Origin of the sequence: Acinetobacter sp. YH12233, assembly GCF_013417725.1 — a bacterium.
Lineage (GTDB): Bacteria > Pseudomonadota > Gammaproteobacteria > Pseudomonadales > Moraxellaceae > Acinetobacter.
In genome coordinates, this window is the sequence record NZ_VPDK01000027.1 from 1 (window position 1) to 14,918 (window position 14,918).

General features: G+C 40.1%; 13 protein-coding genes and 1 pseudogene. 7 read left to right on the top strand and 7 right to left on the bottom strand.

What is annotated here, in order from left to right; all coding sequences use genetic code 11:
- Both FTV12_RS11680 and FTV12_RS11685 read left to right on the top strand, forming a co-directional pair.
- A pseudogene (locus FTV12_RS11680) lies at positions 1–118 on the top strand (IS30 family transposase); the annotation flags it as partial.
- Positions 119–235: 117 nt separating this feature from the next.
- Positions 236–421 (top strand): hypothetical protein, encoded by a 186-nt coding sequence (locus tag FTV12_RS11685; protein WP_166136097.1) that lies wholly within the window; start codon positions 236–238, stop codon positions 419–421.
- Between the two features lie 679 nt (positions 422–1,100).
- Here the strand turns inward: FTV12_RS11685 and FTV12_RS11690 are convergent.
- A complete protein-coding gene (locus FTV12_RS11690; RefSeq protein ID WP_166136100.1) occupies positions 1,101–1,259 on the bottom strand; it encodes a hypothetical protein in 159 nt (52 codons plus the stop codon).
- Between the two features lie 878 nt (positions 1,260–2,137).
- Between FTV12_RS11690 and FTV12_RS16560 the strand changes: the two genes are divergently transcribed.
- The 3 genes from FTV12_RS16560 to FTV12_RS11700 all read left to right on the top strand — a co-directional run bounded on the left by FTV12_RS16560 (position 2,138) and on the right by FTV12_RS11700 (position 5,068).
- Positions 2,138–2,266 (top strand): hypothetical protein, encoded by a 129-nt coding sequence (locus tag FTV12_RS16560; protein WP_257220887.1) that lies wholly within the window; start codon positions 2,138–2,140, stop codon positions 2,264–2,266.
- Positions 2,267–2,427: 161 nt separating this feature from the next.
- A complete protein-coding gene (locus FTV12_RS11695; protein WP_179993073.1) occupies positions 2,428–2,991 on the top strand; it encodes a M23 family metallopeptidase in 564 nt (187 codons plus the stop codon).
- A gap of 88 nt (positions 2,992–3,079) precedes the next feature.
- Positions 3,080–5,068 carry an acyltransferase family protein gene (locus FTV12_RS11700; RefSeq protein WP_180034096.1) on the top strand — a complete coding sequence of 663 codons (1,989 nt, stop codon included), beginning with the start codon at positions 3,080–3,082 and terminating at the stop codon, positions 5,066–5,068.
- 74 nt (positions 5,069–5,142) lie between these two features.
- On the opposite strand, the gene FTV12_RS11705 is transcribed toward FTV12_RS11700, so the two are convergent.
- Positions 5,143–6,345, bottom strand: a complete 1,203-nt coding sequence (locus FTV12_RS11705) for a YbfB/YjiJ family MFS transporter (protein WP_180034097.1) — start codon at positions 6,343–6,345, stop codon at positions 5,143–5,145.
- A gap of 209 nt (positions 6,346–6,554) precedes the next feature.
- A complete protein-coding gene (locus FTV12_RS11710) occupies positions 6,555–7,790 on the bottom strand; it encodes a pyridoxal phosphate-dependent aminotransferase (RefSeq protein WP_004784132.1) in 1,236 nt (411 codons plus the stop codon).
- 152 nt (positions 7,791–7,942) lie between these two features.
- Here FTV12_RS11710 and msrB point away from each other — a divergent pair, with 152 nt between their 5' ends.
- Positions 7,943–8,362 carry a peptide-methionine (R)-S-oxide reductase MsrB gene (msrB, locus tag FTV12_RS11715; protein ID WP_004784131.1) on the top strand — a complete coding sequence of 140 codons (420 nt, stop codon included), beginning with the start codon at positions 7,943–7,945 and terminating at the stop codon, positions 8,360–8,362.
- Positions 8,359–8,835 carry a glutathione peroxidase gene (locus tag FTV12_RS11720; RefSeq protein WP_004784130.1) on the top strand — a complete coding sequence of 159 codons (477 nt, stop codon included), beginning with the start codon at positions 8,359–8,361 and terminating at the stop codon, positions 8,833–8,835. The genes msrB and FTV12_RS11720 overlap by 4 nt, the downstream gene beginning before the upstream one ends.
- A 131-nt stretch (positions 8,836–8,966) precedes the next feature.
- Here the strand turns inward: FTV12_RS11720 and dapC are convergent, their stop codons facing one another.
- From dapC to FTV12_RS11740, 4 genes are all read right to left on the bottom strand, one after another.
- The gene (gene dapC, locus FTV12_RS11725) at positions 8,967–10,136 is read right to left on the bottom strand and encodes a succinyldiaminopimelate transaminase (RefSeq protein ID WP_180034098.1); all 1,170 of its coding nucleotides are present in this window, start codon (positions 10,134–10,136) and stop codon (positions 8,967–8,969) included.
- Between the two features lie 22 nt (positions 10,137–10,158).
- Positions 10,159–12,825 (bottom strand): [protein-PII] uridylyltransferase, encoded by a 2,667-nt coding sequence (gene glnD / locus FTV12_RS11730; RefSeq protein WP_180034099.1) that lies wholly within the window; start codon positions 12,823–12,825, stop codon positions 10,159–10,161.
- Positions 12,826–12,848: 23 nt separating this feature from the next.
- On the bottom strand, positions 12,849–14,063 hold the full coding sequence (gene purT, locus FTV12_RS11735; protein WP_171521865.1) for a formate-dependent phosphoribosylglycinamide formyltransferase: 1,215 nt from the start codon (positions 14,061–14,063) through the stop codon (positions 12,849–12,851).
- A gap of 127 nt (positions 14,064–14,190) precedes the next feature.
- Positions 14,191–14,823, bottom strand: coding sequence for a hypothetical protein (locus tag FTV12_RS11740; RefSeq protein WP_257220888.1), 633 nt, complete (start codon positions 14,821–14,823; stop codon positions 14,191–14,193).
- Positions 14,824–14,918: the final 95 nt, after the last annotated feature.

Genomic DNA, 14,918 nt, shown 5'->3' on the forward strand with positions numbered 1-14,918 from the left:
CGCCATGTCACTGAATACTCGTCCTAGAAAAGCGTTAGATTGGCTTACACCATTAGAGAAATTTGCTCAGCTTGTTGATTATCATAAGGCTTTTGAAACTGTCGCACCTCATGTTTGAATTCGCCCATGATTAATCTATTAAATAGTCAATTAATACAACTCTATAAAGCAATGTAAACGAAAAATTCAAATCTTCTGCTAAATTAAAAAATAAACCAAATGTGTGGAGGTTTGTATGAGAAATATACCAGAAGGAACCCAGGTTATTCATCATATATCAGCTCAGGACGGTGCATTCTATAAGGAAGAAAATGGAATTCTGAAAGTCTGGAATAGTGGCATTTGGGTGAATGCGATTGTACCAAATCTGGAAAAGATGATGGAGCTTGATTTTGAGTTAGAAGTACTCAAATCTATGTAGTAATTTAAAATTTAAAGATCCTTCTATTTAGGATCTTTAAATTTATATATTGAGGTTTTAAAAATAATAAAAAATATCTTTACGGAAAAAGAGAATTTTATTGAAAATAAATTAGCAGTCGTTGATTATTTAAAAATATAGATCTGATGTTTAGTTTCAATTTGATATCAAATAAGGAAAATAAATTATGAAATAGTAAATTAAAACCTATGAAATGACTTAAAAAGACATTAAGTTCAGAAGCTTAAATTTTGGAATGGCAATATATTACATAGAAAAATTTTTTATAAACAAAGATTATTTTATGATTTCAAAGAAATAATCTATTAATTTTTTAAATAAAATTTTTTAAGTAATTGATAATTAAAAATATATTGATTGATAATTAAGGTTTAATTTATAGTTTTACTCTCTTATATTGTGTTTTACTTTAGTTTAAATATTCAAGATTATGTAATATTTTGTTATTTGGTTTTATGCTTATGTAGTGTATAAATAATATACAACTCTCCATGAGGGTAAAACACATGACTAAAGCAGAATTAGCTGTCTCCGCATTGGTCGTATTCCTTATTACCTTGATGGTTTATGGAGTAGGACAATCATTGAGTTATTAAAATAACTTTTTTCTAATGATTCCCGTATGTAAATAAAGCCCTTCGTGGGCTTTATTTTGTTTTTAGTCTGAGTCACTCTTCTGATTTTCAGAATATTCTAGTGCAGCTTTTTGTGCTTCTGCGGCGGCTTTAGCTTCCAAAGGAATAGCATCTGCTGCAATAGTAGAAGTACCATAAAGGCCTATCATAATGAGTATTAGAATTTTCGAAAACTGTTTCATATGAAATCCTCTAATTTTCTAAAACTTGATTTCAGTGTAGGGGATAAAACTCTCTGGGCATGTATGAGCGGTGTCTGCTTATGTAAGATATTCGGGCTTAGCGTGAAAACCCTTTCACCTTATGTAAGAACAATTATCTTATGAATTATTTTGTAGAATTAATTAAAGAAATGTTTTAGAAATTGAAAACATTAAATGTTCTTAAATTTATAACTTGGAAGATATAAATTTTATAACCTTAGAATTTAATTCCTTTAAAGAAAATATTACCATTTATTGAATAAAATAATATGGATTAAAAAATAGTTCAAATAGGAACAATAAAAAATATTATAGAGCTAAGAATATTTGAACCTTAGCAGATTCTATGCAAGTAGTAGCACAATCAAAATTAATAAATTGTTAAACTTCAAAATTGTGACAAGATGACTCTGAATACAGATCTAATATTCAATCTACCTTATCATCCAGTTATTCCTTGACTGCGAAAACTGTGGCATACATTTTATAGCCTCTCGTACTAAATATACTATTACTGCGTTAGTTCGATTCTGAACTGGAAACTTTGTGAACGTTGATACATCAATGCTAAATTTGGATCATCACGTTGGATCCACATCTATTGTTAGATTTTTGAAGGGTTTTATTCAGAAAACCATATTTATATTCAGAGTTAAAACAGGTATCAACATGCAACGCTATGTAAGCGACGTAAATACCTCGAATAAAGATCTAATCAGAATTGAATGACTTAACTAAAGATGCTTTTACATTGACGTATTTGGATACAGCTCAGCGATTGGCTTATTTTATATAAAGGTTAGAGTGATTAATGCAACTTCCAGTGATAGAGACAGTTCTCCAAAGGAGTTTATTCTATGGCTAAATCAAGAGCAAAACACAAGCAGGTTCAGCAAAAGGATAAAAAGGACAGTGCTCAAAATGAAGAGCAACAACAGCAACAGCAGCAATCCTCTAAACCATCTCGTGCGAAAAAGCGTAAATAAAATTTAGACTTGATTCAACAAAACCCTCAGCTGAGGGTTTTGTTATTTTTAAGACTGTTTCCGACAAATAATCTGGAAAAAACATCACTAAAAATAACAGGATTTTGACTTTAAATTTTTCTGTATTCCTTAAGATAAAACGAACCACTCATTAAACGGCAATGCGAGCTATTGTGAAAATTCCCAAAATCCTGCTTTTAATATTTTCCTTAAGTATATTACTTACTGCCTGTCAGCCACCGCCATCAGGTGAGCCAGCGGGCTGGAAAAGCCCGTATCTGTACTGGCAATTAAAAAAATCTGAGCTGATTAGACCGGTAGAAATTCCTGTACAAGGAGTAAAACCTCGCCAGATTCAGGATACTTGGGGTGGAGCGCGCAGTGAGGGACGTAAACACGAAGGAACCGATATTTTTGCTCAACGAGGTACACCGGTAGTCAGTGCGACCCAAGGGATCGTCCGCAAGATTGGAACCAATAATTTAGGAGGTAAAGTTATCTGGATTACTGGTCCGAATTTAAGCCAACATTATTATGCACATCTGGAGGATTATGCTGAACATATTCAGGAAGGAGACTGGGTAGAAGCAGGTGAAATCATTGCCTATGTCGGTAATACCGGTAATGCGAAAAATACACCACCACATTTGCATTATGGGATTTATCTCAGTGGGGAAGGTGCAACCAATCCTTATCCTTATTTAAAGGTAGAAGAATTGGAATAAGTGCAGGTGAATGTAAAAAAAATGTAAAAGATCGCCATCTAAAGAATGAAAAGCATAAAATAGCGTATCTCCCGCTTTTCCTGTTTTTATGAGTTTTGCTTATCGACCAGATATCGATGGCCTGAGAGCTATTGCAGTATCATTGGTTATTTTCAATCACCTGGGCTGGTCATTATTTTCTGGCGGCTATATTGGTGTTGATATTTTCTTTGTCATTTCCGGCTATCTCATCACGACCATTCTGACGCGCGATATTGAGTTGCAGCAATTTTCAATTGCACGGTTTTATAAGAAACGGGTGATCCGTCTGGCACCTGCATATTTTACTGTACTGGCAATTGTCAGTCTGATTGCTTGGCAGGTGATGTTGCCGGGTGAACTGACAGAATATTTCAAAAGTGTCATGTATGCGACTGTACTTATTGCCAATCTGTATATGCGGAATGAGGTAGGAGATTATTTCAGCCCGAATGTAGAAAATGTGCCGTTATTACATTTATGGTCATTGGGCGTAGAAGAGCAGTTTTATATTTTCTGGCCGCTCTTGCTATGGCTATTTTTGAGTAAAACCTCGCGTAAATATCTTTGGCTTGTCATTAGTGTATTCATTGTCGCTTTGGTTCTATATGCCCAGCAGCAACTGACTCATAATCCGGCCAAAGCTTATTATAGTATGCCGGTACGAGCATTTGAGTTGTTGATTGGTGCATTGATTAGCTGCTTGCCAAAACTGAATCTGCCAAAAAAACTATTACAGGGATTGGTCTGGGCTGGGGTAAGTGTTCTATTTGCAACTGCAATTTATTTTGATCAGCAAACCCCATTCCCAGGACTGATGGCATTGATCCCATGTATTGCAACGGCACTGATTATTTATTTGGGGCAATCCATATCTTCAAGTAATTTATTATTGAGTAATCGTCTTAGTACATGGATTGGTAAAATTTCATATCCTCTGTATCTATGGCACTGGCCGATAATCGTGTTCTTTGGCATTTATATGCTGCCCTTGAATCTGGAAAATCAGATTATTATTGTTTTCCTATCACTTATATGTGCATTTCTGACTTATAAACTGGCTGAAACACCCCTGAAACGCTTTGTGATGGCTGCAAATTATAAAGTGATTATTCTTGGATTTCTGTTACCTGCAGTCAGTTTTATTGCGATCGCCCAAACCATCAAAACACATGAAGGTTTCCCGGAGCGTTTTCCAAAATCGGTGCATGACAAACAGGAAGCATTACACACGTATGCACATGTGATTCGTAGTAACTGCATGGATACCGCGGATCCAAATGTTTTACCCAATGCTCAAGATTGTGTCTTAGGACAATCTAAAGAAGATATTGATTTCCTGTTGATTGGCGATTCGCATGCCAATGCCTATACAGCAATGCTGGACGAATGGGCAAAGGATGCCAATTTACGCGGTTATGATGCAACGCAAAGTTCAACTTTTTATCTGCCAGGTGTGCAGCGATTTGAGTTAAAGCTGAATCAATGGAAAGAACTGACCAAATTCCAAAAACGTAATGATGCTATTACTGCACATCTTAAAGAAACCCATTATCCAATGATTATTCTGGCGGGATCTTATGCGCAGTATTTTGACGATGATGTAAAACTTAAAGATAGTGTCCATCATACTGAGGAAGAGATATTTAAAGCAGGTTTGATAAAAGCCTTAGAAATTGCCCATCAATCTAGTGATCAGGTGGTGCTAATTAATGATGTACCACATCTAGACTGGGAAGGGATTCCATCTGATTGTAATATTCGTAAAGAGATTCTTCATCGAGACGCTTCATGTACAGTTTCTCGAAAAAGTTATGAAGCACATTTAAAGCAATTCAATCAGATTTTGGCAGAAGCAAAACTGAAATATCCGCAATTGAAAATCGTTGATCCAACCAAAGTCATCTGTGATCAGCAGGCATGTAAAACGATGCTGAATGATGTGCCTTTGTATCGTTTTAAGGATGATAATCATCTTAATGATCAGGGTTCACGGCAATTGGGTGTTGAATATCTAAAACAGTTTGGTAACCCGCTTAAAGATTTGAAGAAAGATTAAATGGAATAAAACCACGTTTAATGATGTGGTTTTATTCCCTGGGATTTGGGGCATTGACCGATTTTAATCTTTATTTAATTCTTTTCTTCTTGAACAGAAATCGGTTGCTCATTCGTCTTATATTTGGAAGAACGTGTATTCCAGAACAGTTGCAAAGTTCCGGCTAATAAAACTAAAGCTGCCAGCATAAACTGTTGATGGTAGTTCAATCCTAGATATTGCAGGGAGCTAAAACTCAATCCTCCAATCAGCTGAACAGCAGCAAAACATAGAGTCGCAATGCTCCAAAGCTTTTTATAGGCCAGTCCATACAGCTGCAAAATGGTATAAGAAGTGAGGAAAACCACAGCGGGATTCAACATTCCGGTAAAAAAAGAAGAACTGAAAGTGAGAAACGGATTAGCATTTAGAGTCGCAATGAAAATCGCCAGAATATATACACTATAAAGAATCTTCAGGGCAGTAAAATTGCCAAATTTTCTTGCCAGGACATAAGCAGAAAAAGCACCTAAGGCACTGCCCAATCCATATAGAATCCAGTTAAAGTTAATCCAGAACAAGCTTAATCCTAGTTCATGGCTGAGATAGTCAATCCAGAACAGGGAATGCGGAATATAGGCAAATGCACTACAGGCATAAACCGCCAGTAAACTATAAAAGACTGTATTTAAAGGTGCTTGAGCATGATGAGAAACAGATTGTTTAGCTAGATAGGGTTTAAATTGTGGTATCAGTAGGCTTAAGCAGATACAAATCATCAGGGCAAACCCACATAAGATCAGCCAGGCCGTACGTATGGAAATCTGGTCAAGATAAGGCAAAAACAGGGTAGCTAATAAAACCCCTAATCCAATCCCGCTAAAACCAATAAAATTGATTTTAAAACGGTCTTTTAAATCACAGCACTGAGCCACGACACTTGGTGACAAAATCATGAGCAGGCCACCACTAATACCGGAAATCACGCGCCAGCTGATATACCAGATTTCAGAAAACCCTGAAAAAGCGCAACAGAATAGGCTAACCATTCCAGCTATTGCAGCAAGCTGGATATAAGTACTCATGCTTCGGTCTTGGGGCAAGCGCATCGCTGCAAAAGCACCGATTAAATAACCCAGCAGATTGGCACTACCCAAAAGACTGGCAAAGCTCGTGCTCCAGGCAAAGGCTTCACGTGTACCAGGTAACAATGCGGTATAGGAAAAACGCAGAATGCCGATGCCTAAGCACATGCTCAGGCAGAGAAAAAGGCTAAGCTTGACCGTATTTGAGAACATCCATGCACTCTTGGATTTTTATATTTGTTCAAAAAATAGCATGAATCATCAAGCTAAAGGAGAAAAGGCTGAATAGATTTTATTAAAAAAAGAAACTCTAGATTAACAGCATGCTTCTATTGTAAATATCTGTAAAGCTTATCGCGGAACTTTTTAGACAATAAAAAACCGCATTCATGAATGCGGTTTTTTGGAATTAATTTTATAAATTAACGCATTTTTGCCAAGAAACGGCCTAAACGGGTAATCGCTTCACGCAGTTCATTTTCTGCTGGCAGGAATACCACACGGAAGTGATCCGGTGTTGGCCAGTTGAAGCCAGTACCTTGAACCAATAGAACTTTTTCGGCACGTAACAGATCAAGCATCAGTTTCTCGTCATCCTCAACCGGATAGATTTCAGGATCAAGACGAGGGAAACAGTACATCGCACCTTCAGGTTTTACACAAGATACCCCTGGAATCTCGTTCAGCATTTCCCAGGCAATATTGCGCTGTTCATATAGACGGCCACCTGGGCGGATCAGGTCATTAATAGACTGATAGCCACCGAGTGCAGTCTGAATTGCATATTGTGCTTGGTGATTCGCGCAAAGACGCATTGAAGCCAGCATATCCAAGCCTTCAATGTAGTCCATTGCACGTGATTTATCACCAGTAATCGCCATCCAGCCTGAGCGATAGCCAGCAATACGATAGGCCTTAGATAAACCGTTGAACGATACACATAATTGCTTGCCTGCGAGTGAAGCTACTGACACATGTTCAATGCCATCGTAAACGATCTTGTCATAGATTTCGTCTGCAAACAGGATTAAGTCATATTTCTTCGCCAAATCAACGATTTGCTGTAATACATGACGCGGATAAACCGACCCAGTTGGATTATTCGGGTTGATAATCACGATCCCGCGGGTATTTGGCGTGATTTTGCTTTCCATATCCGCAATATCTGGATACCAGTGATCTTCTTCATCACATTTATAGTGAATCGCTGTACCGCCAGACAGGTTCACTGCCGCAGTCCATAATGGATAATCCGGCATTGGAATCAGCATTTCATCGCCGTCATCCAGCAGGCCTTGCATCGCCATCACGATCAGCTCAGATACGCCATTGCCGACATACACGTCATTCACGTGCATATCCAGAATGCCTTTTTGCTGGTAATACTGACAGATCGCTTTACGTGCCGGGAAAATCCCTTTGGAATCCGTATAACCAATCGCATTTGGCAGGTTCAGTGCAACATCATTAATGATTTCTTGCGGGGCTTCAAAGCCGAATGGGGCGGGATTTCCGATATTCAGTTTGATAATTTTATGTCCGGCTTCTTCCATCTCGTTGGCCGCTCGTAACACTGGTCCGCGAATGTCGTAGCAAACATGCTCAAGCTTAGACGATTTCTTGATCTCGCGAGGGGGGGTGTTACCAATACCGGACATAATTCCATCCAATTAATTTTTAAGTTAAACCTATAGATTACGCAAATATCACAATCTATGCTGAAATTTCGCTAGAAATTTTTTCATCTCTAGCGTAAATATGGAAGTACTGAAGCATGACATTGAATGTCAAAGATTTAAAGGAGTTAGTGATGGGAAAACTCAATAAAACAGACCGGGAATGGCAAAGAGAGTTATCACCAGAAGAGTTTCGCATTACGCGTGAAAAAGGAACTGAACCGGCATTCACAGGCAAGTACTGGAATACAAAACAGGAAGGGACTTATGTCTGCCGTTGCTGTGGTACACCACTGTTTTCTTCAACCACCAAATATGACAGCGGTTGCGGCTGGCCAAGCTTCTATCGTCCTGTGAGCAGCTCAGTTGTAGAGGAATTACCTGATACTTCACATGGTATGGTGAGAACAGAAATTGTTTGTCATCATTGTGATGCACATTTGGGACACGTTTTCCCGGATGGTCCGGAACCGACTGGCTTACGTTATTGTGTAAACTCGGCCTCTTTAGAATTACAAACACAAGAAAAAACTGACGAGGAAACTTATCCATGACCAGCATTTATCAGTTTGAAGCTGAGTTGTTAGATGGAAAAAACAAACGGCTTGCAGATTATGAAGGGAAAGTACTTTTAATCGTAAATACCGCGAGCAAATGTGGTTTCACTCCACAATTTGCAGGTCTGGAAAAGCTTTACCAGAAATATAAAGAGCAGGGACTGGAAGTTTTAGGTTTTCCATGCAACCAGTTTGGTGGACAGGATCCAGGTTCAAATGAACAGATCGGTGAATTTTGTCAGAAAAATTATGGGGTTTCTTTCCCAATGTTTTCCAAGGTAGATGTAAAAGGTCCGGAAGCGCATGCAATCTTCCGTTACTTGACCAATAATTCTAAAGGAATTCTAGGAAATGGCATTAAGTGGAATTTCACCAAATTTCTGATTGGTCGTGATGGCAAGGTATTAAACCGTTTTGCACCTACCACCAAACCTGAAGATCTCGAAACAGAAATTGAAAAGGTTTTATAAGTTTATTTGAAATGTCTAATTTCTAATGAATAGAAAATAAGTTAAATAAAAAATAATTTGTAGTCAATATCCATAAAAAAACCCACTTCTGGAAAGTGGGTTTTTTTTATTTGTGTTTAGCTCTTAAAAGATTAAAGAATTGCTTTTAAACGCTGAATTACCTGCTCACATTGTGCCAGATCAGCCACCAATGCCAGACGCACATGATTTTCACCCGGGTTACCTTGCGTAGTTTCACGAGACAGATAACGGCCTGGCAATACTTTGATATGCGCTTTTTCCATCAACATTTTGGCAAAAGCTTCATCATTGTCCACTTTGAGCCAATAGTAGAAACCCGCATCCGGTTTTTTCAGCGGAAGCAAGTGCCCCAATTCTTTCTGGAACAGATCGAACTTGGCGCGATACTGTACCCGGTTTTCTTCTACATGGGCTTCATCATTCCAGGCAGCAATTGATGCTAACTGGTGTTGCACCGGCATCGCTGCACCGTGATAAGTACGGTATTGCAGATAAGGTTTGAGTAAAGCTGCATCACCTGCAACAAAGCCTGAACGCATGCCTGGCAGATTAGAACGTTTAGAGAGAGAATGGAAAACGACACAGTTTTTATAGTCATCTCGGCCAATTTCGGCACACACTTCCAGTAATCCGGTAGGGGCTTCATCAAACCAGAGTTCTGAATAACATTCATCAGAAGCAATGACAAAATCATATTTGTCTGACAGTGCAATCAGCTTTTTAAACTGTTCTTTAGAAAGAACAGCACCTGTTGGGTTGCCCGGTGTACACACAAATAACAGGGCAGTTTTTTCCCAGACTTCAGCCGGAACTGAATCAAAATCACCTAAGTAATCATTTTCTTCAGTACAGTTAATGAAATAAGGTTTTGCACCTGCAAGCAGGGTAGCACCTTCATAAATCTGGTAAAAAGGGTTTGGCATCACCACATAAGGCGCATCTTCACGATTGATCAAAGCTTGGACAAAAGAAAAGATCGCTTCACGGGTACCGGAAACCGGTAATACATTGCTGTCTGCACTGATGCTATTGAGTTTAAAACGGCGAGTCAGCCAGTTGGCAATGCTTTCACGTAATTCAGGCAAGCCTTTGCTGTTCGGATAAGTCGATAGATGCTGAAAATTATCAATAATCGCCTGTTTCACGAACTCGGGTGCTGGATGCTTTGGTTCACCAATCGAAAGGGGAATCAAAGGCATATTTGCAGGCTGGATATCCGCGAAAAGTTTATTCAACTTTTCGAACGGATATGGGTGCAATAAAGACAAGCTAGAGTTCATGAATGTGTTACCGAGCAGTGTGTTAGTGTTGAGCATTGACCTGATGTGAGGCCTCATCTAGAGCAGCTTTTAAGGCTGCTGCAAAATTGTCAGACTCTATTTGGGTCATTGGGCTGCCATCTTTTTTGGTGACAAAGAAAATATCTTCAGCACGTTCGCCAAGCGTAGCAATTTTGGCAGAGTGAATATCCAGACCCTGCATCATAAATAAACCGCCAATTTTCGCAAGTAAACCAGGATGGTCAAGTGTCGCAATTTCAACCATATTCTGGTTTAAAGCTTCATTAAGGGTGATATCGACGGTATTTTCAATATCAAAATGACGTAACTGACGCGGAATCCGGCGCTGCATCAGACCTGGATATTCATCAGAATGACTTAAGGCATCCTGTAAGGCTTCAATGACAGTTGCCTCACGTTCCGGATCGGTCAATAACGTGCCAAAACGGTCAAGGACGACATAGGTATCCAAACTGAAAGCTTTGGTTGCGGTAATAATCCGGGCATCCTGAACGTCCAGATTCATGCGATCCAGAACAGCAACCGTGGTGGCGAACAGATTTGGCTTATCTTGAGTATAGATGAAGATCTGCACGGCATCCTGCGCATATTTACGATGCGCACGCATTAATACCAATGGTGCAGGATTATCCCCATGTTCCAGAATGGCACGGGTATGCCAGGCGATTTCATCGGCAGATTCTTTCAGGAAGTAATCATCGCCCAGTTCCTGCCAGACTTTTTCGACATCGTAAAGCGAGAAATGTTCTACCAGACGTTCACTGGCTTCGAATTTGGTATCTTCAATCAGCATCTGGTAATCAACCGGACGGCCTAAGCCAGAACGGATGACATCACGCGCATGCGTATAGAGTTGACGCATCAAAGATGAACGCCAGGTATTCCAGAGTTTTGGATTGGTCGCATTAATATCTGCTACTGTCAATGTGTACAGATAATCCAGATGCTCCATATCTCCCATTTTTTCAGCAAATTCTTTGACCACATCCGGATCGGAAATGTCTTTTTTCTGTGAAGTCACTGACATGGATAAATGGTTTTCAATCAGCCAGGCAACCAGATTGCATTCACGTTCGGTAAAGCCATGAGTACGGCAGAACTGAATCGCATCGGCTGCACCAAGCTCACTATGATCACCGCCACGACCTTTGGCAATATCATGGAAAATAGCCGCCAGATAAACGATGTCACGACGTGCTAATCGCTGGAACACAGAGCTGACCACAGGGAATTCTTTGGCAAATTCGGGTTCCTTGAAGCGATTCAGATTGCGGATCAAGAGCAGGGTATGTGCATCCACGGTATAGATGTGGAATAAGTCATATTGCATCAGACCGGTAATCTGTCCGAAAGCCGGAATATATTTGCCCAGGACACCATAACGTTTCATCGCTACCAAGGTTTCATACAGGCGATGCGGTGAACGAATGATGGCCATAAACAGGGCTTGGTGTACCGCATTATCACGGAAATCCTGATCAATACGTTTAGCCGCTAGCGTGAGCAGACGTAAAGTGCGTGCACGAATCCCTTCAATTTCAGGGCGATTGGCCAGCAAATAGAAAATTTCCAGAATGGCACTTGGCTTTTCCGAGAAAATCTTGTGATGTTGAACTGCTAACTTGCCATCGACTAGCTTGAAGTTTTCATTAATTTCTTCAATCTGGCGTTCATATTGGGGTAAACGTGGGGTAATCACGGACTCATTAAAATAAGCCAGTAGCATTTCATTCAGAGTCGAAACCTGCTGCGCGCTACGATAATAGCGCTTCATGAACTGTTCGATTGGATAGTTCGGTGGCTGACCTTCTTCACGGGTATAGCCAAACATCGCCGCAATATCCCGTTGATAATCGAACAGCAGGCGGTTTTCATCGCGCTTGGTCAGGCGGTGTAAATGATGACGAATTTCCCAGAGGAAGCTTTCAGCTTCTTCGAGTACAGCAAGTTCAAACTCGGAAATAAAGCCCAGATGCACCAGGTCATAAATACGGTTGACACGGAAATGACGTTTGGCAATCCAGCCAATCTGGTTAATATCACGGATACCGCCCGGTGCATTTTTAATATCCGGTTCCAGATTGCTTTCAGTATTATTGTGCTGAGCATAGCGTTTGTGCTGCTCGTCCATTTTCGCATCAAAAAAGGTTTTATCAGTCCAGGTTTGTGACACGATCCGGCGTGGCCACTTGGTTAAATTTTCATTGCCAATAATCAGACGTGCCTCGATCAAGGACGTCGCTACAGTAAGGTCGCTGCTGGCCTGATTGACACATTCATTGATGGTACGAACACTGATGCCCGGTTTGAAATTGCCCACATCCCAAAGCGAAGAAATAAAGCTGGAGATCAGCTTTTCCTGCTCTGAAGTGAAATCATCTTCTGAGAGGATCATGATATCGACATCTGAATATGGCAGCATTTCGCGGCGGCCATAACCGCCGACTGCGAAAAGCGCCAAATCGGTCTGATCAAGTTCAGCATGATTCCACAGAAATTGCAGGGCTTCATCAATCAGGTTAGAACGAGCCTGAATGATGTCACGGATGGACTGTCCATTTTCAAAACATTCCTGAAGCTGATTTTCTACATCGCTACGCCATTGATTGATCGCTTTGATGTCATTGTGACTTTTAATGTAATTCAGCAGCGGGGAGGTATTGATCATGAACAGTGGTCCGTTGTATTTACTTAATTTTGATGAACATTAACTTGGTCAGCAACCTGTTGAGCCAGCTCGCGAGCCTGTTCAATGCTTTCTGCACGCGCAGTCGCGACACCCATACGGCGGCGTTTAAAACCTTCAGGTTTACCAAACAGGCGTAAATCGGTATCGGCATGGGCTAAAGCAAGATTCAGGCCAGAAAATGAAAGATTGCGATCATCGACACCTGCGTAAATCACGGCACTGGCAGCCACACTATGGCGAGCTGTATTGACTGGTAAGCCTAAAATAGCACGGGCATGCAGTTCAAATTCACTCTGGAACTGGGAAGCCAAAGTGACCAGACCAGTGTCATGCGGGCGAGGTGAAACCTCACTAAACCATACTTTGTCGCCTTTGACAAAGAGTTCTACACCAAAAATGCCGCAACCGCCCAATGCCGTGGTGACTTTATTGGCGATACGTTTTGATTCTTCCAGAGCAGCGGGACTCATTGGCTGAGGCTGCCAGCTTTCTACATAGTCGCCTGAGTCCTGACGATGTCCAATCGGATCACAGTAAGAAGTTTCGATTTCGCCAGTTTGAGGATTCTTAGCCCGCACAGTAAGCAGGGTAATTTCAAAATCGAAATCAATCTGTGATTCGACAATCACTTTGCCCTGATTAACTCGACCACCTGTTTGCGCATATTCCCAGGCAGCATCGACTTCTTCAAAACTTTTCACGCGAGATTGGCCTTTACCTGAAGAAGACATCACCGGTTTCACAAAGTTTGGATAGCCAATGTCATCACAGGCTGCGCGGAAAGATTCCAGAGAATCGGCGAAGCGATAAGCAGAGGTCGGTAAGCCTAGTTCTTCAGCTGCCAGACGACGAATGCCTTCACGGTTCATGGTCAGGTTCACTGCTTTAGCTGAAGGAATTACGGTTGCAATATTCTGTTCTTCAATTTCAACCAGCACTTCGGTCGCAATCGCTTCAATTTCAGGAACAATGAGATGCGGCTGAATTTTTTGAATAAGCTGTTTGAGTTCCGCTGCATCTGCCATATTTAAGGCATAAGAAAAATGTGCCACCTGCATGGCAGGAGCATCTGCATAACGATCTGCAGCATGAACTTCTACACCTAAACGTTGCAAGGAAATCACCACTTCCTTACCTAGTTCTCCTGAACCTAGCAATAGAACTTTAAAAGCTGAAGATTGAAGAGGAGTACCAATAGTCACGTTCATGTGTATTATCCATGCTTGATTTTATGGACTTTTAGCATAACAGAACTCAATGCCGAGATAAGCCGAGTTTCATACAAAATTGTGATATTGGCCAGCAGTTTTATTTATAAAAGTTTATAGAGAATTGCATCTGAAATCAGGCAGTTCGCTTTATTGTATTTTTCATAGGGTTTAAATGATAAATCCGGTTTTGCGGATTGGGTTTTTCCATATGCAGAATTTGCTTGTCATTGAGCTGAAGTTGATGGAGAAGTTTCAGACTTTGTATTCTCTTAAAGGCATAAAAGGGAATCACAAAAGGACAGATAAAACCAAATATCCATAGCAATAAACCAAATCCTGAAAATTGCAGTGCATCTAAGAATACAGTGAAAAAGTGGAATTGATGATTTGACACTGCGACAAGTGCAAAAAATAGAAACAGTAAAATTATACTAAAGCAAAATACATAAATGAGATTTGGAATGCCTTTATGTAGCAGGCTCCAACGGCTAAAAATGATTTGTTTGGGATGCAGATGGATTACCTGTTGAGTCTGGTTATATAGGACAACGATTTTATTTTTGCCATGCTTCTGAATATAAATGACACGGACATGATCTGAGGGTTCAGCAACCACTTCTACAAAATGACCAGTAAAATTCTGTGCATTGATAAAACATTCAAAATAACAGCCGGGTAATTCGTATTGATTAAAAATAGCTAACATTTCATCACGTCGATGATGAATAAAAATTTTCCCTTCAATCATTTGCTTTGGCTCGAACATGCCAATATTTTCCTTATTTTTCTTCTTATATCAAAAAGACTTATGCATTTAATTTAGCATAAGTCTTGAATGAGATTTCTAATTTACTAAAAGGC

Bases quoted from the DNA above. Each gene is read 5' to 3' on its own strand.
- FTV12_RS11685 (WP_166136097.1), top strand. From the start codon at position 236: ATGAGAAATATACCAGAAGGAACCCAGGTTATTCATCATATATCAGCT.
- FTV12_RS11690 (WP_166136100.1), bottom strand. From the start codon at position 1,259: ATGAAACAGTTTTCGAAAATTCTAATACTCATTATGATAGGCCTTTAT.
- FTV12_RS16560 (WP_257220887.1), top strand. From the start codon at position 2,138: ATGGCTAAATCAAGAGCAAAACACAAGCAGGTTCAGCAAAAGGATAAA.
- FTV12_RS11695 (WP_179993073.1), top strand. From the start codon at position 2,428: ATGCGAGCTATTGTGAAAATTCCCAAAATCCTGCTTTTAATATTTTCC.
- FTV12_RS11700 (WP_180034096.1), top strand. From the start codon at position 3,080: ATGAGTTTTGCTTATCGACCAGATATCGATGGCCTGAGAGCTATTGCA.
- FTV12_RS11705 (WP_180034097.1), bottom strand. From the start codon at position 6,345: ATGTTCTCAAATACGGTCAAGCTTAGCCTTTTTCTCTGCCTGAGCATG.
- FTV12_RS11710 (WP_004784132.1), bottom strand. From the start codon at position 7,790: ATGTCCGGTATTGGTAACACCCCCCCTCGCGAGATCAAGAAATCGTCT.
- msrB (WP_004784131.1), top strand. From the start codon at position 7,943: ATGGGAAAACTCAATAAAACAGACCGGGAATGGCAAAGAGAGTTATCA.
- FTV12_RS11720 (WP_004784130.1), top strand. From the start codon at position 8,359: ATGACCAGCATTTATCAGTTTGAAGCTGAGTTGTTAGATGGAAAAAAC.
- dapC (WP_180034098.1), bottom strand. From the start codon at position 10,136: ATGAACTCTAGCTTGTCTTTATTGCACCCATATCCGTTCGAAAAGTTG.
- glnD (WP_180034099.1), bottom strand. From the start codon at position 12,825: ATGATCAATACCTCCCCGCTGCTGAATTACATTAAAAGTCACAATGAC.
- FTV12_RS11740 (WP_257220888.1), bottom strand. From the start codon at position 14,823: ATGTTCGAGCCAAAGCAAATGATTGAAGGGAAAATTTTTATTCATCAT.